This is a genomic window from Actinosynnema mirum DSM 43827 (assembly GCF_000023245.1).
In the GTDB taxonomy this organism is placed as follows: Bacteria; Actinomycetota; Actinomycetes; order Mycobacteriales; family Pseudonocardiaceae; genus Actinosynnema; species Actinosynnema mirum.
Genome location: NC_013093.1, coordinates 5,810,416 through 5,826,974, shown reverse-complemented (window position 1 = coordinate 5,826,974; position 16,559 = coordinate 5,810,416). Strand labels below are relative to the sequence as shown.

The 16,559-nt window shown below is 74.0% G+C and carries 16 protein-coding genes; 9 read left to right on the top strand and 7 right to left on the bottom strand.

Going from position 1 to position 16,559, the window contains the following annotated elements; all coding sequences use genetic code 11:
• Positions 1 to 10 precede the first annotated feature (10 nt).
• Both AMIR_RS24275 and AMIR_RS24270 read right to left on the bottom strand, forming a co-directional pair.
• The gene (locus AMIR_RS24275) at positions 11 to 814 is read right to left on the bottom strand and encodes an ABC transporter permease (protein ID WP_015803600.1); all 804 of its coding nucleotides are present in this window, start codon (positions 812 to 814) and stop codon (positions 11 to 13) included.
• Entirely contained in the window at positions 811 to 1,611 is an 801-nt protein-coding gene (locus AMIR_RS24270; protein ID WP_245554541.1) for an ABC transporter ATP-binding protein, read from the bottom strand. Before AMIR_RS24270 ends, AMIR_RS24275 begins: the two co-directional genes overlap by 4 nt.
• Before the next feature lie 291 nt (positions 1,612 to 1,902).
• On the opposite strand from AMIR_RS24270, the gene AMIR_RS24265 reads away from it, so the two are divergent.
• Entirely contained in the window at positions 1,903 to 2,685 is a 783-nt protein-coding gene (locus tag AMIR_RS24265) for a nucleoside phosphorylase (RefSeq protein WP_015803598.1), read from the top strand.
• 59 nt (positions 2,686 to 2,744) lie between these two features.
• The gene (locus AMIR_RS24260) at positions 2,745 to 3,527 is read left to right on the top strand and encodes an IclR family transcriptional regulator (RefSeq protein ID WP_015803597.1); all 783 of its coding nucleotides are present in this window, start codon (positions 2,745 to 2,747) and stop codon (positions 3,525 to 3,527) included.
• A gap of 156 nt (positions 3,528 to 3,683) precedes the next feature.
• Here AMIR_RS24260 and AMIR_RS40570 read toward each other — a convergent pair whose 3' ends face one another.
• The 3 genes from AMIR_RS40570 to AMIR_RS24245 form a co-directional block, all read right to left on the bottom strand.
• Positions 3,684 to 4,376, bottom strand: coding sequence for a hypothetical protein (locus AMIR_RS40570; RefSeq protein WP_015803596.1), 693 nt, complete (start codon positions 4,374 to 4,376; stop codon positions 3,684 to 3,686).
• A 141-nt stretch (positions 4,377 to 4,517) separates the two neighbouring features.
• On the bottom strand, positions 4,518 to 5,849 hold the full coding sequence (locus tag AMIR_RS24250) for a M20/M25/M40 family metallo-hydrolase (protein ID WP_015803595.1): 1,332 nt from the start codon (positions 5,847 to 5,849) through the stop codon (positions 4,518 to 4,520).
• Between the two features lie 199 nt (positions 5,850 to 6,048).
• Entirely contained in the window at positions 6,049 to 6,699 is a 651-nt protein-coding gene (locus AMIR_RS24245; RefSeq protein WP_015803594.1) for a cytidylate kinase family protein, read from the bottom strand.
• Positions 6,700 to 6,885: 186 nt separating this feature from the next.
• On the opposite strand from AMIR_RS24245, the gene AMIR_RS24240 reads away from it, so the two are divergent.
• The 3 genes from AMIR_RS24240 (at position 6,886) to AMIR_RS24230 (ending at position 9,514) form a co-directional block, all read left to right on the top strand.
• Positions 6,886 to 7,326 (top strand): NUDIX hydrolase, encoded by a 441-nt coding sequence (locus AMIR_RS24240; RefSeq protein WP_342626562.1) that lies wholly within the window; start codon positions 6,886 to 6,888, stop codon positions 7,324 to 7,326.
• A 20-nt stretch (positions 7,327 to 7,346) separates the two neighbouring features.
• Positions 7,347 to 8,729, top strand: a complete 1,383-nt coding sequence (locus AMIR_RS24235; protein WP_015803592.1) for a coproporphyrinogen-III oxidase family protein — start codon at positions 7,347 to 7,349, stop codon at positions 8,727 to 8,729.
• Between the two features lie 194 nt (positions 8,730 to 8,923).
• Positions 8,924 to 9,514 (top strand): DUF4406 domain-containing protein, encoded by a 591-nt coding sequence (locus AMIR_RS24230; RefSeq protein ID WP_015803591.1) that lies wholly within the window; start codon positions 8,924 to 8,926, stop codon positions 9,512 to 9,514.
• A gap of 12 nt (positions 9,515 to 9,526) precedes the next feature.
• Here AMIR_RS24230 and AMIR_RS36175 read toward each other — a convergent pair whose 3' ends face one another.
• Positions 9,527 to 12,097 (bottom strand): AAA family ATPase, encoded by a 2,571-nt coding sequence (locus AMIR_RS36175; RefSeq protein WP_015803590.1) that lies wholly within the window; start codon positions 12,095 to 12,097, stop codon positions 9,527 to 9,529.
• A 283-nt stretch (positions 12,098 to 12,380) separates the two neighbouring features.
• Between AMIR_RS36175 and AMIR_RS24220 the strand changes: the two genes are divergently transcribed.
• Together AMIR_RS24220 and AMIR_RS24215 are read left to right on the top strand one after the other, a co-directional pair.
• A complete protein-coding gene (locus tag AMIR_RS24220; RefSeq protein ID WP_015803588.1) occupies positions 12,381 to 12,656 on the top strand; it encodes a hypothetical protein in 276 nt (91 codons plus the stop codon).
• A 73-nt stretch (positions 12,657 to 12,729) separates the two neighbouring features.
• A complete protein-coding gene (locus AMIR_RS24215; RefSeq protein WP_187313440.1) occupies positions 12,730 to 13,143 on the top strand; it encodes a GNAT family N-acetyltransferase in 414 nt (137 codons plus the stop codon).
• Position 13,144: 1 nt separating this feature from the next.
• On the opposite strand, the gene AMIR_RS24210 is transcribed toward AMIR_RS24215, so the two are convergent.
• Positions 13,145 to 13,726 carry a TetR/AcrR family transcriptional regulator gene (locus AMIR_RS24210; RefSeq protein ID WP_015803586.1) on the bottom strand — a complete coding sequence of 194 codons (582 nt, stop codon included), beginning with the start codon at positions 13,724 to 13,726 and terminating at the stop codon, positions 13,145 to 13,147.
• Positions 13,727 to 13,822: 96 nt separating this feature from the next.
• On the opposite strand from AMIR_RS24210, the gene AMIR_RS24205 reads away from it, so the two are divergent.
• The gene (locus AMIR_RS24205) at positions 13,823 to 16,051 is read left to right on the top strand and encodes a glycoside hydrolase family 3 C-terminal domain-containing protein (protein WP_015803585.1); all 2,229 of its coding nucleotides are present in this window, start codon (positions 13,823 to 13,825) and stop codon (positions 16,049 to 16,051) included.
• Between the two features lie 59 nt (positions 16,052 to 16,110).
• A complete protein-coding gene (locus AMIR_RS24200) occupies positions 16,111 to 16,497 on the top strand; it encodes a hypothetical protein (RefSeq protein ID WP_015803584.1) in 387 nt (128 codons plus the stop codon).
• Positions 16,498 to 16,559: the final 62 nt, after the last annotated feature.

Below are 16,559 nucleotides of genomic sequence, written 5' to 3'. Positions count from 1 at the left end.
GGGGACCCGGCTAGCGGCGCCACGGCAGTGCGATCCGCTCGACCAGCCCGACCAGGCCGAAGCCGGTCAGGCCGACCACGACCGTCAGCAGGACGGCGGCGAGCAGCTGGGGGGTGTCGTAGGTGCTCTTGCCCATCACCATCAGGTAGCCGAGGCCCTGCTTCGCGGACAGGTACTCGGCCAGGAACGCGCCGGTCATCGCGTCAATCACGGCGATCCGGGCGCCCGCGAACAGGGCGGGCAGCGCGGCGGGCAGCTGCACGCGCAGCAGGAACCGCTTGCGGTCCATGGCCAGGACGCGGCCCAGCGCGCGCATGTCGTCGGTGACCTCGCCGAGGCCGAGGGTCATCGCGATCATCATCGGGAAGAACGCGAGCATCACCACGAGCGTGAGCTGCGAGCCCAGGCCCAGGCCGAACCACAGCACGAGCAGCGGGGCGACGGCGATCTTCGGCGCGGCCTGGAACAGCACCACGTACGGCGCCAGCAGCATCCGGGCGCGCGGCGAGGACGCCAGCACCCAGCCCAGCGCGCAGCCGATCAGGATGCCGGACACCAGGCCGATGACGATGTTGCGCACGGTGTAGCCCAGGTGCGGCCACAGCTCGCCGCTGCTCGCCAGCCCGGCCAGCGACTCGGCGACGGCGCCGGGCGCGGGCAGCAGGTACTGCGGGACGTCGGCGAGCGTGACGTACAGGTGCCACACGCCGAGGACGACCGCCAGGTACAGCACCGCCGTGCCCGCGCGGCGCAGGTCGAACCGGCCGCGCGCCTTCGGCGCCGCGGTCTCGTCGACCAGGTCGCGCACGCTCATGCCAGCTCCCCGCGCAGCATCCCGGCGAAGCGGCCGAACTCGGGCAGCTCGCGCGTCGCGGGGGTGCGGTCGCGGTGCAGCGGAACCCGGTGCACCGCGCGGATGCGGCCGGGGCGCGCGGACATCACCACGACGCGGTCGGCCAGGTAGGCGGCCTCCTCCACGCTGTGCGTGACGAAGACGATGGTCTTCCTGGTGCGCTCCCAGATCCGCAGGATGTCGTCGTGCAGGCGGTCGCGGGTGATCGCGTCCAGCGCGCCGAACGGCTCGTCCATCAGCAGGATCTGCGGGTCGTAGGCGAGCGCGCGCACGATCGCGGTGCGCTGGCGCATCCCGCCGGACAGCTCCTTCGGGTAGGACTTGGCGAAGTCGCCCAGCCCCACCAGGTCCAGCAGCTCGGCCACCCGCTGCTCGGCGCCCTCCAGGTCCTTGCGGCCCTCGAGGCCCAGGCCCACGTTGCCCGCCACGCTGCGCCACGGCAGCAGCGCGGGCTCCTGGAACACGAAGCCGATGTCCTTGCCGGGGCGCGGCGGGCGCCGCCACTCGACGGCGCCGGTGTAGTCGTCGTCCAGGCCGGCGACCATGCGCAGCAGCGTCGACTTGCCGCAGCCCGAGGGCCCGATGACCGCGACGATCTCGCCCTCGGCGATGTCCAGGTCGATGCCCTCCAGCGCCTGCACCGTCGCGCCCTTGGCCGTGCGGTAGCGCTTGTCGACGCCTCGGATGCTCAGCAGCGGCCGGGGAGGGGCGGGTGCCGGGACGCCGGGCTGGGCGCCGCTCGGGGCGGGAGGGGTCACGTCGTGGCTCCGCAATCGTGGTCGGTTTCCGGGGTGCGGCCCGGAGTGTTCCATGCGGTGGAAGTGCCTTTCCACCTCGGGGTCGGTGCTCACCGGAACAGCACCTCGGTGATCGCTCTGCGTAGCGATTCGCGTCGACGCAGATCAGCCTGCTTTATCGGGCGCGAAAAATCCACTGTGACCGTTCGCAGTGGAGGTTGACAGTCGTTCGGCAGACCAACAGACTGCCCGATCTGGAAACCCCATTTCCACCACGAGTGCCGGCGCGTCCGGCGGTGAGGAGCGCGCCCGGTGGCCCGCAGCGCAGCAGACCCCTGGCTCGACGGGCGGCCCCCGCACCTGCCGTGCGGACCCGGTGACCTGCCCGAGGTGTGCCTGCTCCCCGGCGACCCGGCGCGCGTCGACCGGGCCGCCCAGGTGCTCGACGACTTCCGCGTCCTCGGGCAGAACCGCGAGTTCAGGGTGGGTGTCGGCACCTGCGGCGGGGTGCCCGTCGCGGTCTGCTCGACCGGCATCGGCGGGCCGTCCACGGAGATCGCCGTGGTCGAGCTGGCCCGCCTCGGCGTGCGCACCGTGATCCGCACCGGCGGCATGGGGGCGCTCGGCGCGCACATCGAGCCGGGTGACCTGTGCGTGGTGACCGAGGCCGAGCGGGAAGGCGGGGCGGCCAGGCACTACGCCGATCCGGAAATCCCCGCCCTCGCCACGACGACGGTCTCCGAGGCGCTGCTGGCCGCCGCGCCCGCGCATTTCCGGCGACCCGCCCACCGAATTCGCGTGCTCTCCTGCGACAGCTATTACGTCGGAGAGGGCAGGCCGTTGGACCGAATGGAGGAACGCGCCGCCCGGCGTTTGGCGGAAATCGAGGCCATGGGCGTCGACGCCATGGACATGGAGTGCGAGACCGTGCTGGCCGTCGGGGCCGCGATGGGGTTGCGCGTCGGCGCCGTCCTGGTCGCCCACGCGTCCCGCGCGAGCGACAGCTGGCTGGAGGACTACGAGCCCGCGCAGCTGGCGATGCTGCGGGTGGCGGCGGCAGCGGCGCGTGACCTGACGGACACCCCGGGTGTGTGAGCTGGGCGACTCGGCGTGAGAATCACGCGATCAACTTCTCGCCCTCACCCGGAGGTCAGGTGGCCGAGGCAACCCGTCCCATGCAAGTGGTAGTAAGAGCGCTCGACGTGCTCGGCGCGCTGTCCGCGGCGGGCACCAGCCGCAGCCTGCAGGAGCTGCACGAGCAGCTGGACATCCCCGTCGGCAGTATGCACCGGCTGCTGGCGACCCTGGAGCAGTCCGGCTACGTGTCCCGCTCGCCGGTCAACCGCCGCTACTTCCTGGGCCGCTCCGCCCGCGCGCTCGGCCAGCAGGCCAGGGCGAACGGCGCCAGGCTCGTCCGCCCGCCCGCGCCGCTGGAGGTCGCGGCGCGGGAGAGCGGCGAGACCGTGTTCCTGAGCGAGCTGATCGGCGACGTGCCGGTGTGCGTGGCGCTCGTGGAGGCCAGGCACCCGCTGCGGCTGTTCGTCCGGATCGGCCAGGAGATGCCGCTGCACGCCGCGTCGTCGGCGCGCAGCATCCTGGCGTTCCAGGAGGACGAGGTGGCGCGGGCGCTGCTCGCGAACGCCCCGCTCACCGAGTACACGTCGGGCACCCCGCGCACCACCGAGGGCGTGCTGGAGCACCTGTCGGTGGTGCGCGCGCAGGGCTACGACGTGTGCGACAACGAGCTGGACCGCAACGTGTGGGCGGTGTCCGCGCCGGTGCGCTCGATCGACGGCAGCGTCGGCGCGAGCGTGACGCTGGCGGCGGCGGGCGCGCGGATGCGCGACCCGCTCGACCGCACCCGCGCGACGGCGACCGTGCTGCGCGCGGCGCGGGCGCTGTCGGAGGAACTGGGGTACGTCGCGGACGAGGACTGACCCCCGCGCGTGGCGCCCGCCCCACCCAGGGCGCCGATCCCGAGCGCTGGTCTCGGGACCTGTTGGTGGCGCAGTGGATTCCGCCGGACATCACGTGACGTCAGGCCGCTTCCGCGCCACCTCCCCCTCACCGGTGACGTTCCCCGGTGGGCATCCTCACACTTCCCGCCCCCGAGGCGGTTCCGCCCCGCGCCGACCGGTCGAGGTCCAGCGCGCGGTGTGCACCAGGTGCAGCCGACGAGCCCCGCGCCCCAGCACGTTCGAGCTCGGGTGCACCTCCCGGCAGTAGTGCTCGACCCCGAGGTGGTCGTGCGTCCCGTGGTGGCCGCCGTTGGCCGCGACGTCCAGGTGCAGCCGCGCCACCTCGCGGAACAGCGGCGCGTCCCCGGTGAGGAACAGCGTGTCCGCGTGCACCCGCTCGTGCAGCCGCTCGCGGTCGGGCACGTGCGCGTGGGCGTCGTGGTCGATCGGCGCGAGCGAGGCGGCCTCGGGCAGCTCGGCGGTGCGCAGCCGCCCCCGCCCGAGCCCGGCGCGCACGTCCTTCCAGTCCGACGGCGAGAACTGCAACCCCCGGTGCGACAGCACGAGGTCGAGCGGGAGGTCCCCCGGCCACAGCCCGCCGACCGGCGGGGTGGTGGCGCGCACGGGCAGGTGCACGAGCGAGCGCGGGGAGCGCGCGGCGAGCAGCCACAGCGCCGCCACGGCAGCCGCGTCGGCGCCCCCGACCAGCACCTCGACGGACCACTCGCGCCCCACGACCAGCGTGCGCGCCAGCGGCGCGGCGGGCCGCAACACGCGGAACCCGGCCCGGCCGAGCTGGACCCGGTGCTCGGTGACGCGCAGCTCCACGCCCCGGACCTTACCCCGAACGGGTGAGTCACACGGGTGGTTCCGCCGGGCGCGCGACCCCCTGGCCGTCGCCCGCTGGAACGAGATCCCGGTCGACTGACGCCGCCCCCTCGCCCGGCGGGGGCGGCGCGTCGAGCGGGCTCACGAGTTCAGCAGGAACCTGTCCAGCACCCGCACCCCGAACCGCAGCGCGTCCACCGGCACCCGCTCGTCCACCCCGTGGAACAGCCCGGAGAAGTCCAGGTCGGCGGGCAGCTTCAGCGGCGCGAAGCCGAAGTTGCGGATGCCCAGGCGCTGGAACGCCTTCGCGTCCGTGCCGCCCGACAGCATGTACGGCAGCACCTTCGCGCCGGGGTCCTCCGCGCTGATCGAGCCGACCATCGCGTCCACCAGCGCCCCGTCGAACGTGGTCTCCACCGGCGGCAGGCCGATCCACTCGCGCTCCACGTCCGGGCCGAGCAGCTCCGCCAGCTCCGCGTCGAACGCCTCCTCGCGGCCGGGCAGGATGCGGCAGTCCACGGTGGCCTCGGCCACGGACGGGATCACGTTCGCCTTGTAGCCCGCGGTCAGCATCGTCGGGTTGGCCGTGTCGCGCAGCGTCGCGCCGATCATCCGCGACAGCGCGCCGAGCTTGCCGACGGCGCCCTCGATGTCGTCCTCGGGGAAGTCGATGCCGGTGATCTCGGTGACCCCGTCGAGGAACTCCCGCACCGACGGCGAGATCACCAGCGGGAACCGGTGCTGCCCCAGCCTGGTCACGGCGGCGGCCAGCTTCGCGACCGCGTTGTCGTGGTGGATCATCGACCCGTGGCCCGCCGTGCCGCGCACGCGCAGCTTCAGCCAGCGGATGCCCTTCTCTGCGGTCTCCACGAGGTAGGCGCGCACGTCGTCCTTGAGCGTGATCGAGAACCCGCCGACCTCGCTGATGGCCTCGGTGACGCCCTCGAACAGCTCGGGCCGGTGGTCGATCAGCCAGTGCGCGCCCTGCAGCCCGCCCGCCTCCTCGTCGGCGAGGAACGCGAACACGATGTCCCTGGGCGGCACGATCCCGTCCCGCTTGAACCGGCGGGCCACCGCGAGGGACATGGCGACCATGTCCTTCATGTCGACCGCGCCCCGCCCCCACACGTACCCGTCCTGCACCGCGCCGGAGAACGGGTGCACCGACCACTCCGACGCGTCGGCGGGCACCACGTCCAGGTGCCCGTGCACCAGCAGCGCGCCCCGCGACGGGTCGGCCCCGGCCAACCGCGCGATCACGTTGCCACGCCCCTTGCCGGTGTTGCCGGACTCGACGTAGGTGGTCTCGTACCCGACCTCGGCCAGCTTCTCCGCGACCCACTCGGCCGCGGCCCGCTCGGGCACCAGCGTGTCCGGGTCGCCGGTGTTGGTGGTGTCGATCCTGATCAGCTCGCTGGCGAGCGCCACGACCTCGTCCTGCGCGAGCTCCAGCCCGCCCCCTGTGTTCGTCACAGGGCTTTCCTACCACCAGCCCGTCCCCCGGACGGCCCAGCTCCCGCTGGGTGGACCACCCGCGACGGCCCCGCCGGGGCCGCTGAGCACCCGGCGGGACCTGGGGCGGGACGTCGGAGATCCCGCCTTGAGTTGATCATGCCACTAGGGGTGGGGGGTTCCGGCGCGGGGGAGGAGCGCTTGCGGTGCAACGGGGTGCTCAGCGCAGCCAGGTGATCACCGGCTCCCGCGCGCCCCTGGCCCCCCGCGCGGTGGGCGCGCTCTCACGGGGGCGCGCGCCGCGCTCGACCAGTGCCGCCAGCACCGCCTGGAACGTCGCCCGCGCCCCCGCGCGGGCGTCCCGCCTGGTGGCCGTCGGGATCAGCGCCGAGCAGTCCACCAGCACGTCGAACGGCGTCCGGTCGGTGAACAGGTCGAACCCCCAGTTCGCCAGGAACAGCTCCCGGCTGAGCCCGTCCTTGTCCCGCAGCAGCCCGGCGCACTCGGCCCGCCCGCGCGGGCTCCCGCGCTCCAGGTACGACACGCGGCACTTGCGCGCCCTGCTGCCCTCGTCCGACTCCAGCCAGATCCGCACCGCCGGTTCCGCCGAGTACCAGGGCAGCCCCCACGAGTCGAACACCCCGGCGGGCGCGCGGCCGAGCAACCCGGCCATCTCGGCGTCCACCGCCCGCTCCAGCTCCGGGTCGCCCCGCGCGAGGTCGACCTCCGGGGACCACTCGCGCTCCCCGCGACCGAGCACGTCGAGCAGCACCGCCGACGCCGAGTAGCGCGGCACGTCGAACGCCCGCGCCAGCGCGTGGGAGAGCGTGGTCTTCCCGGCCGCCGTCAGGCCGGAGATGATGATCTTCATCAGGGGTCACCTCGGCACGTCCGGCCGCGCGCCGCGCTGGGCCGGGGGGAATTCGGTTCGCGGATCCGGGCCCGCAGAAGTGCGGGGACGGGTTTTCCGCTTGTCGCCACACTGGCTTCACCCGAAGAAGTGAGCGTGTTCTATCCGAGAAAATCGGTCCCATCGGTAAAGCTAGCACCCGATTTCGTGTTGTCCAGTCCGATCGGCGGGAGTTGGTCCGTGCGAGAAGTGCGCTTGGCGGGGTGCGTCATCAGGGACCCGCGCGGACGGGTCATGATGCTGCACCGGAAAACCGACGAGCTGACCCAGTGGGAGATTCCGGGGGGAAAGCTCGAACCTGGCGAGGAGCCCGAGCAGACCGCCGTCCGGGAACTGCGCGAGGAGGTCGGCGTGGAGGTCGACATCGAGCGCAGGCTCGGCGAGCGCGAGTTCTTCCAGGGCGACTGCCGGATGGTCTACACGTGGTTCCTGGCGGCCATCACCAGCGGTCGCCCCGAGCCGCTGGAGCCGATCCACGACCGGCTGTCCTACCACCACGTCGCCGAGTGGGCGGACATGGTCGACCAGCTCTCCCCGAACAGCAGGAACTTCATCAGCGAGGTCTCCCGAGGGGGCATCTCGCTCTAGCCGGAGCCGGTGAGGCACCCATGCGCGTCGTCGTGGACACCCCTGTCGTGACCGCCGCGAGCACCCCGGCGCGGGACCTGGCCGCCCTGATCGCGGCGGACACCCGTGCCGACTACGTCTACTCCTACCCGCCCAGGCAGAGCTACCGCCCGCTCCCGCCGGGACCGGACGCCGACGTGCCCGGTCTGGTCAGCCGCTCGCTGGCGCGGTTCCCCGACCTCAACCTGTACGCGCACGTCCCGTTCTGCCGCCAGATCTGCCGCTTCTGCAACCTCTACGCCGTGGCCGACGCCGGGCGGGACGACCGGCACGACGACTACGTCACCGCCGTGCTGAGCGAGGCCGAGCGGCTCGCCGCGCTCACCGACCGCAAGCACGTCACCACCCTCTACCTCGGCGGTGGTACCCCGTCCCTGCTGCGCCCGCAGCTGCTCGAACGCCTGGTCACCGGCCTGCTGGCGCTGTTCGCGACCGACCCGGCCACCCCGCCGCCGGAGACCGCGCTGGAGGTCGACCCGGCCACCGTCGACGCGGCGGCGCTGCGCGACATCAGGGCGGCGGGGATCAACCGGATCAACCTCGGCTACCAGTCGATGGTCTCGGCCGAGGTGGTCGACCTCGGCCGCGACCGCCCGACCACCTCGGGCCTCGACCTGCTCGCCGCGGCGCTCGGCACCGGGTTCGCCAACGTCTGCGTCGACCTCATCTACGGGCTCGCGGGCCAGAGCGACGAGGGCTGGCTCAGCTCGTTGCGGCAGGTCACGGCCCTGCTGCCGCCGACGGTCTGCGCCTACCCGCTCACCCTGCGCCCGTTCACCGGCTACCGCAGGCGCGGCTACCGCAGCGTCGACGGCGCCCTGCTGCACCGCCGCTACCGGGTCGCCGACCGGGTGCTGCGCGAGGCGGGGTACCGGCAGGAGACGCACGTCAGGTGGGTTCGCGACCGGGGCGGCTACGTCCAGAAGGCCAACCACTGGGGGATGCGCAACGTGCTCGGCGTCGGCGCGGGCGCCCGCAGCTACCTGTGGGAGGCCGACCTGCGCAACGGCTACTCGGTGCGCTCCCGGTCCTCGGCGCTGCGCGACTACCTCGACCGCGTCCGCGCCGGGCAGAGCCCCGTCCGGGACGGCTACCGCATGACGCCCGACGAGCGGCTGCGCAAGGCCGCCGCGCTGAACCTGATGGACCTGGACCGGAACTGGGCGCGCGAGCTGCTCGGCGCCGACCCGGTCGAGCGCTTCGCCGACCGGTACGCGGCCTTCGCCGAGCTGGGGCTGGCCGAGGTGGGGCCGGACCGGGCCCGCCTCACCGCCGAGGGCGTGCAGCACCGCGACCTGCTCTCGCAAACCCTGTTCAGCCCCGAGGTGCGGACCCGGTTGCGCGCCTTCGACTACGACGAGTGAGCCCGTTCCCCGGTTCCGGCGGAACACCCCGGTGTTCCGCCGGAACCGGCGCGCCCGTATTCCTGCGGGGGTTTTCCGAGGCATTTCTGGAATCGCCCGGAAAGTGGATGGCGTGTCCCTTCCGCAGGTCGCCGCAGCGTGACACGGTGGGCGGCGGAAGAAGCTCTCACCGGCGTCGGAGCAGGAGTTCGGACATGAGCGGGACGGCCATCGTCGCGGCGATGCAGGCGTATTCTTCGATCGGTTTGCGGGAGGCGGTGTACGTCGCCTGCCCGATCAGCTCGGGACGGCGCGAGTTCGACCTCATGCTCAGCCTGGGCAGGTTCGACCGCGCGGCGCTGCGCGCGGAGCTGCCCGTCCGCTGGCGCGGCGAGGTCCTCGAACCCAACCGCGCGGACGCCGGGGGCGCGGCGGCGCGCGCCCGCGCCCGACACCCGCGCAGCGCGGTCGTCAACCCGGCCGCGTTCGACATAGCCGGGCTCGACCAACCCGGCTACGACGTGCTGTGCGAGCGCATCATCCGGGACCACGTGACGCGGATCGTGCTCGCCGACGGCTGGCAGTACAGCAGGGGGGCGCGCGTGGAGGCCGTGCTCGCATTCGGCCTCGGCCTGCCGGTCGAGGACGCGGTGGGCCGCCCGATGGACCACGACCGGGTGGCGTCCGCGTGCGCCGAGGCGGAGACCGCGCTGCTCGGCTCCGGGGTTCCCGGCCACGCCGTGCCGGGGCTGCTGCCCGCGTTCGCGCTCGCCGCGGCCCCCGCTCCCGCCGCTCCGGTCGGCTGACCGGGGCTCCCGTCACCCCCCGACGGCGCCGCGCATCCCGTCCAGCTCCCGCAGCAGCCCGGCGTCGACACGGGGGTCGTCCCGCAGCGCGCGCCACGCGTCGCGCACCGCCTCGGCGTCGTCGGGCGCCAGCCGCTCCCCGCGCCACAGGGCGAAGTCGTAGAACGAGTACAGGTCCAGGTAGCGCCGCTCCGCGCTGATCCGGTCCCGGTAGCCCGCGCCGCGCACCAGCGCGATCGACCGCTCGCGGGTCCGCGACCAGCCGCGCGCGCGGTCCGAGTCCACGTGCGGCGGCTCCAGGGTCCGGTCCCCGTCGCCGTAGTAGTACATGAGGTAACCCCGGTTCCAGGCCCGCCACCGGGGCGACGACCGCCCGCGCCCCACGAACTCCGCCAGCGCCCGGCCGTCGCCCCGGTGGCACAGCCCCCACAGCAGCGCCTGCTGGAGGAACACGTCGTCCTCCCCGTCGAGCAGCCGCCACAGCGCGCCCACGCCGCCCGGCGCGACGCGGGAGAGCAGGTAGGCCACCAGGTTCCCGGTCACCCGCGCCACCGCCGCGCCGTCCCGCTCGCGGGCCGTCCGGTACGCCCGCTCCAGCGCCCCCTCCAGGCCGGGCGCGCCCGTCGCCCGCAGCTCGTCCACCAGGAAGTGCCGGATCTCCGGGGTCGGGTCCAGCCGCAGGCACTCGGCCAGCGCCGCGCCGTCCCCGCCGACCAGGCCGCGCTGGTAGGCGCGGCTCACCAGGTACTCGTAGAACGAGTAGTGGATGAAGCTGCCCCACACCCGGCCGGACGCGCGCACCCGGTCGCACAGGTGGCTCAGCGCCCGCGCCACGCACCGCTGGGCGCCCTCGTCCGCGCGCCCGGCGGGGTGGTCCCGGCTCCCGCACCGCTCCGCGCACCCGCACCCGCCCGCGCGCTCGCGGGCCACGGCCAGGCTGATCGCGGTGAAGTCGAACCGGTCCTCCTGCAGCGCCCGCCCGGAGAACAGCGCCCACGCCGCGTCGACCCACACGTCCACCGAGGCCCCGTCCCGGCACCCCGCGACCACGAGCGCCCGGTCGCTGCGCTGCGCCAGCCGGTCGACGCACTCCGCGTACAGCGCCGACACGTTCGCCACGCCGCGCAACCGCTCCACGCCCAGGTAGGTGATCATCCGCGCGTACAGCGGCCGGGCCGCCATCCTGGTCAGGTCCGGCGAGGCGCGCACCAGCTCCACCAGGTCGCCGGGCGAGTCCAGCACCCCGGCGGCGGCCAGCACCCTGGTGAACTCGGCGAACTGCCCGTCCAGCGCCCACCCGCCCACGGCGCGGATGGAGTCGAACACGTCGCCGTCCATCGCGGGCGCCACGACGTCCTCGAACTCGCGGTGCCTGCACGTGACCACGAGCGTGAACAGCGCGCCCGCCTCGCGCAGCAGTCCGGCGAGCCCGGCCCCACCGCCCTCGTCGCCGACCGCCTCGTCAAGGCCGTCGACCACCAGCACCGGCCGCGCGCCGCCCTCGACCGCCGCGCGCAGCGCCGCCGTCCACTCCGGACTCGTGCCGTCGACCGCCTCGCGCAGCCCGGAGACCCGGACCGCGATCGCGGGCGCCACCCGGCGCAGCTCGCGCAGCAGCGCGTAGGCGGTGACGCTCTTGCCGCTGCCCGGTTCGCCCAGCAGCAGCACCGAGCAGCCCGCGAGCACCTCGGCGGCCACCGCCGGGACCTCGCTGGGGCCCGCCAGGTCGGGCCCGGTGAAGGAGGAGGGCACGTACAGGCCCCTGCGGTGCAGCTCGGCGATGCTCAGGTCCAGCGGGAACGCCGTGCGGCGCTTGCCCAGCGCCCTGGCGCTGTCGTCGGAGGCCCGCCACAGCGCGGCGTCACCGGACCGCCGGACGGGCGCCTCACCCCTGGGTTCCTGCCGCGGCACCTCGACCAGGGGCGGGGCGGCCGAAAACGCGTCGGCCGGAACCGCGCCACCGGCGATCGGTTCGCCGACCCGCAGCACCCACGCGTCCGAGTCGGTCTCCTTGTCCACCACCCGCGTCCGCCGGTACGCGCCCGCCTCGGCGAACCGGCTGTGCCGCACCACCTCGTCGAAGAACCACGCCGACGCCACCAGCACCAGCGCCCCGGCGTGCCCGGTCAGCTCCCGCTTGGCGGCGGGGGAGTCGACCAGCCTGCACACGTGGTTGACCGCGTGCCCGACCACGCCGTGCCCGTCCAGGTACACCTCGCCCGCGTGCACCGCCATCCGCAGCCGCACCCGCTGCCCCTCGGGGTGCGTCCGGTTGTGCTCCCGCAGCAGGTCCGCGAGCAGGTGCGGCAGCCGTTCCACGAGCAGGCCCTTCGGCACGTCGCCGGGGACGAACACCAGGGCCCCGTCACCCCGGTCCTCGTGGTCGCAGGAATCCCACGGAACACCCGCCGCGGTGAACGCCGAAGCCAGCGCCGCGTACACCGCGGCGCGCACGACCAAGCGGTCCGGATTGGTCCTGCGCTGGTCGCTGTAAGCCTCGACGTCGACCACCGCGAGAGTCCGGTGCACGGCCTGCCCCGAGGCGAGACCGGCGCTGCTGCCTGCGGCGATGTCCCCGTCCATCCGCCCTCCCGAGTGCCTCCCCGATGGCCACGGTAGGGCATCGGCGACGCTTCCGGTGGACGGCGGGGGAATTCCTGCCAATTCTGGAAAAAATGTTTGGGCGCAATTCTGCGGATTCGCCGGAATTCTTCACTAGGGGGTGCTCCGGCAGTGCGCCCCCAGGCGCGGCGCCGCCCGCACGTCCCCGGCGCGGTCCCGCAGCCGCGTGACCCGAACCCGTAACACGGCGGTCACCCGGTCCGACTCCAAGGTCATCCCCGGACCCCGCGCCGCGGAGGTGCCCATGAACGCCAGACCGTCCGAGCCCCGGCACTGGCAGGCCGCGGCGGAACCCAGCGACTACTACACCGGCGGCCCCACCTGGGCCTCCGACCCGGCCGGTCACGCGCTGCTGCGCATCAACCGCGCGGGTGGTCCGGCCGAGGCCACCGCGCAGGCCGCCACCGAGGCGGTGCTGGTGCTGCACTCGATCCGGCGAATCCTGCTGTGGACGGCGGTGCTGCTGCCGCTGGCCGTGGTGCTGGGCGCGCTGCTGCTGTCGATGGAGCCGACCCGCTGAGCCCGAGCCCACTGAGCCCGATCCCGCTGAGCCCACACCCGCTGCCCCCGCGCCCGGTGCGATCATGCCGGGCGTGCTCGTCCACCCGCTGACCCCCGCCGACCACGACCTGCTCGACGCCGCCGTGCGCCTCTTCCGCGCCACCGAGGTCGCCGACCACACCCCGTTCCTGGCCGACCCTGCCTCGATCGCGTTCGTCGCGCTGGAGGAGGGCCGGGTCATCGGCTGGGCCTGGGGCGTCAGGCAGCGGCACGCGGCGGGCTACTCGCAGGTCCAGCTCTACGAGCTCGCCGTCGCGCGGACCAGCAGGCGACGCGGGGTGGGGCGGGCCCTGCTCACCGCGTTCCGCGACCTCGCGCGCGCCGAGGGCCACCGCCGCATGTGGCTGTTCACCGACCAGGGCAACACCGCCGCCAAGGCCCTGTACGCCTCCGAGGGCGGTGAGCCCTCCCCGCACGACGACGCGGGCTACTGGTGGCAGCTCTGACTCACTCCCCGCGCACCAGCTCCCAGAAGTGCGCCACGTGCTCGGCCATGTCCGTGCCCCCGTCGTACAGCCACGCCGTCTGCAACCCGTCCAGCAGCGCCGTGACCAGCACCGCGAGCTTGTCCGGGTCCGCCGCCGCGGGCATCCGCCCCTCCGCCTGCAACCGCCGGATCGCCTCGGCGGTGTCCGCGCGCAGCGCCCGGTAGCGCTCGCCGAAGTACTCGTGCGACGGGTGCTCCGGCTCCACCGCCTCCGCCGACACCCGGTTGTACAGCCGCACCAACCCCGGCACGCCCGCGTTGTGCCGCACCAGCCGCACGTACGCGTCCGGCAGGTCGGTGGTCTCCGGGTCGCCGAGGAACTCCGCCCGGTCGGCCTCGTCGCGCCGCCGCAGGATCTCGGTGAACAGCTCCTCCTTGGACCCGAAGTGGTGCATCAGCCCGGCCTGGCTCAGGCCCACCGCGTTGGCCAGCTCGCGCACCGTGGTGCGCCGGTAGCCGTTGCGGGCGACCAGTTCGAGCGCCGTGGTGAGGATCTCCTCCCGCTTGGCCAGCCCCTTCGCGTACGAGCCCCGTCGAGTCATGGTGGCGAATCTATCCGTTGCCACCCAAAACCGAGCGGTATACGGTGTTCGTGGAAACAAAAACCGAACATCATCCGGTTTTCAAAGGGGATGCCGATGAGCACCGACCAGCCCACCGTGCCCGCGTCAGTGGCCGACCAGGCCGCGCTCGGCAGCGGCGCGGACATGTGGACCACGAAGGCGGTCGGCGACGTGCCGTCCCTCTTCGTCACCGACGGCCCGCACGGCCTGCGCAAGCAGACCGGCGACACCGACAACCTCGGCATCGGCGGCAGCGTCCCCGCGACCTGCTTCCCGCCCGCCGTCGGCCTCGCGCAGAGCTGGGACGCCGACCTCGTCGAGCGGGTCGGCCGGGCGCTGGGGGAGGAGTGCCAGGCCGAGGGCGTGTCCGTCCTGCTGGGACCGGGCGTGAACATCAAGCGCGACCCGCGCTGCGGCCGCAACTTCGAGTACTACTCCGAGGACCCGCTGCTGTCCGGCGCGCTCGGCGCGGCCTGGGTGCGCGGCGTGCAGTCGCAGGGCGTGGGCGCCTCGCTCAAGCACTACGCGGCCAACAACACCGAGACCGACCGGATGCGCTCCAGCTCCAACGTCGACCCGCGCACCCTGCGCGAGGTGTACCTGCGGCCGTTCCAGCGGGTCGTCGAGGACGCCCAGCCGTGGACGGTCATGTGCGCCTACAACCGGATCAACGGCGTGTACGCGTCCGAGGACCGCTGGCTGCTCACCGACGTGCTGCGCGGCGAGTGGGGCTTCGAGGGCGCCGTGGTCAGCGACTGGGGCGCGGTGCGCGACCGGGTGGCCGCCGTGTCGGCCGGGCTCGACCTGGAGATGCCCGGCGGCGGCGACACCGACGCGGACGTCGTCGCGGCCGTCGAGGCGGGCGGGCTGGACCCGGCCGTGGTGGAGCTGGCCGCGACGCGGGTCGCCGCGCTGGCCGCCAAGGGCGTCGCAGGCCGCCGCTCCGACGTCGTGCTGGACGTCGACGCGCACCACGCGCTGGCCCGCGAGGTCGCCGCGCGCTGCGTCGTGCTGCTCAAGAACGACGGTGCCGTGCTGCCCCTCGCCCCCGGCTCGTCCGTCGCCGTCATCGGCGCGTTCGCGCAGGCCCCGCGCTTCCAGGGCGGCGGCAGCTCCCACGTGAACCCCACCAGGGTGGACGTGCCGCTGGACGAGATCCGCCGCCACGCCCCCTCGGCCACCTTCGCCGCGGGCTTCACCACCGACGGCTCCGGCGACGCGGCGGCCCTGCGCGCCGAGGCCGTCGCCGCCGCGGGCGCCGCCGAGTCCGCCGTGCTGTTCCTGGGTTTGGCCGCCGACCAGGAGTCCGAGGGCTTCGACCGCGAGCACATCGAGATCCCCGCCGAGCAGGTCGAACTGCTGGCCGCCGTGCTCCAGGCCCAGCCCCGCACCGCCGTCGTGCTCTCCCACGGCGGCGCGCTGCGCCTGGCCCCCCTCGCGGGCGCGCCCGCCCTGCTGGACGGCGCGCTGCTCGGCCAGGCGGGCGGCGCGGCCGTCGCGGACGTGCTGTTCGGCGCGGTCAACCCGTCCGGCAGGCTCGCCGAGACCGCGCCTACCCGGCTGGAGGACACCCCGGCGTTCCTGAACTTCCCCGGCGAGCGCTCGCAGGTCTACTACGGCGAGGGCCTGCACGTCGGCTACCGCTGGTACGACGCCCGCGACGCGGCAGTCGGCTTCCCGTTCGGGCACGGCCTGTCGTACACCAGCTTCGAGCACCGGGACCTGACCGTCTCCGCCTCCGAGGCCGGGATCACGGCGTCGGTCGCGGTGGTCAACACCGGCGAGCGGGCCGGGCGCGAGGTCGTGCAGTTCTACGTGTCGGTCCCCGGCTCGTCGGTGACGCGCCCCGTGCGCGAGCTGAAGGGCTTCGCCTCGCTGGACCTGGAGCCCGGCGCCGAGGGCCGCGTCGAGGTCCTGCTGCGCGCCGCCGACCTGTCCTACTGGGACGTCGCGGCGGACCGGTGGGTGCTGGAGAGCGGCGAGTACGAGGTGACCGTCGGCGCGTCCAGCCGCGACCTGCGCGCGTCCGCCACCGTCGCGGTGACCGGCGACGAGACCCCGGTCCCGTTCACCCCGGAGTCGACCCTGGGCGAGGTCCTGGCCGACGCCGCGGGCGCCGAGGCGTTCGGCGGCCTGCTGACGGGCGTGTTCGGCTCGTCCGAGTCGTCCGAGGACGCGCTCGGCATGGACATGGCGAAGATGATGGCGTCGATCCCGCTGGAGCGCTTCGTGAGCCTGTCCGGCGGCAAGCTGACCCGAGCCGGGCTGGCGGACAAGCTCGCCGAGGTGAACGCGGCCAGGTGACCGGCGTCCCCCGCCCCCGGTTGGCGCCGGGGGCGGGGGATGTCCCATGATCAACAATCGTGGAGATCTGGTACTCGAAGAGAACCGGCGAGGTGCTCGTCCTGGCGACCGCGGCGGCCTTCCAGGGGCTGTCGGACGTGGTGCGCGGGGGCGGTGAGTACTTCGCCGCCGTCCCGGAGGGGACCGGTTCGTACCGGGGGTTCCTGCGGCGGTGCGCGGTCGAGGTGCGGCCCGAGGGCATGGTGTCGGTCGAGGTCGACGCGGACACCGGCGACCTGCTGGTGACCGGCGGCGCCGGGCACCTCGGCGACCTGGCGGACGAGCTGCAGAGCTTCGGCGAGGAGGCGGTTCCGGGCGCGGACGGGCAGATGCGCGTCGAGCACTACCCGGACCACCTCTACCTCACGGGCCCGGTCCCGCCGCTGGTGCTGGAGCTGGCGGAATGAAGGGTGGGGCGCCCGCGCTCTCGACGCGGGCGCCCCACACTCGTCAGCGGCCGGGTGACCGG

Bases quoted from the DNA above. Each gene is read 5' to 3' on its own strand.
- AMIR_RS24275 (WP_015803600.1), bottom strand. From the start codon at position 814: ATGAGCGTGCGCGACCTGGTCGACGAGACCGCGGCGCCGAAGGCGCGC.
- AMIR_RS24245 (WP_015803594.1), bottom strand. From the start codon at position 6,699: ATGAAGATCATCATCTCCGGCCTGACGGCGGCCGGGAAGACCACGCTC.
- AMIR_RS24235 (WP_015803592.1), top strand. From the start codon at position 7,347: ATGCGCGTCGTCGTGGACACCCCTGTCGTGACCGCCGCGAGCACCCCG.
- AMIR_RS24230 (WP_015803591.1), top strand. From the start codon at position 8,924: ATGAGCGGGACGGCCATCGTCGCGGCGATGCAGGCGTATTCTTCGATC.
- AMIR_RS36175 (WP_015803590.1), bottom strand. From the start codon at position 12,097: ATGGACGGGGACATCGCCGCAGGCAGCAGCGCCGGTCTCGCCTCGGGG.
- AMIR_RS24220 (WP_015803588.1), top strand. From the start codon at position 12,381: ATGAACGCCAGACCGTCCGAGCCCCGGCACTGGCAGGCCGCGGCGGAA.
- AMIR_RS24210 (WP_015803586.1), bottom strand. From the start codon at position 13,726: ATGACTCGACGGGGCTCGTACGCGAAGGGGCTGGCCAAGCGGGAGGAG.
- AMIR_RS24205 (WP_015803585.1), top strand. From the start codon at position 13,823: ATGAGCACCGACCAGCCCACCGTGCCCGCGTCAGTGGCCGACCAGGCC.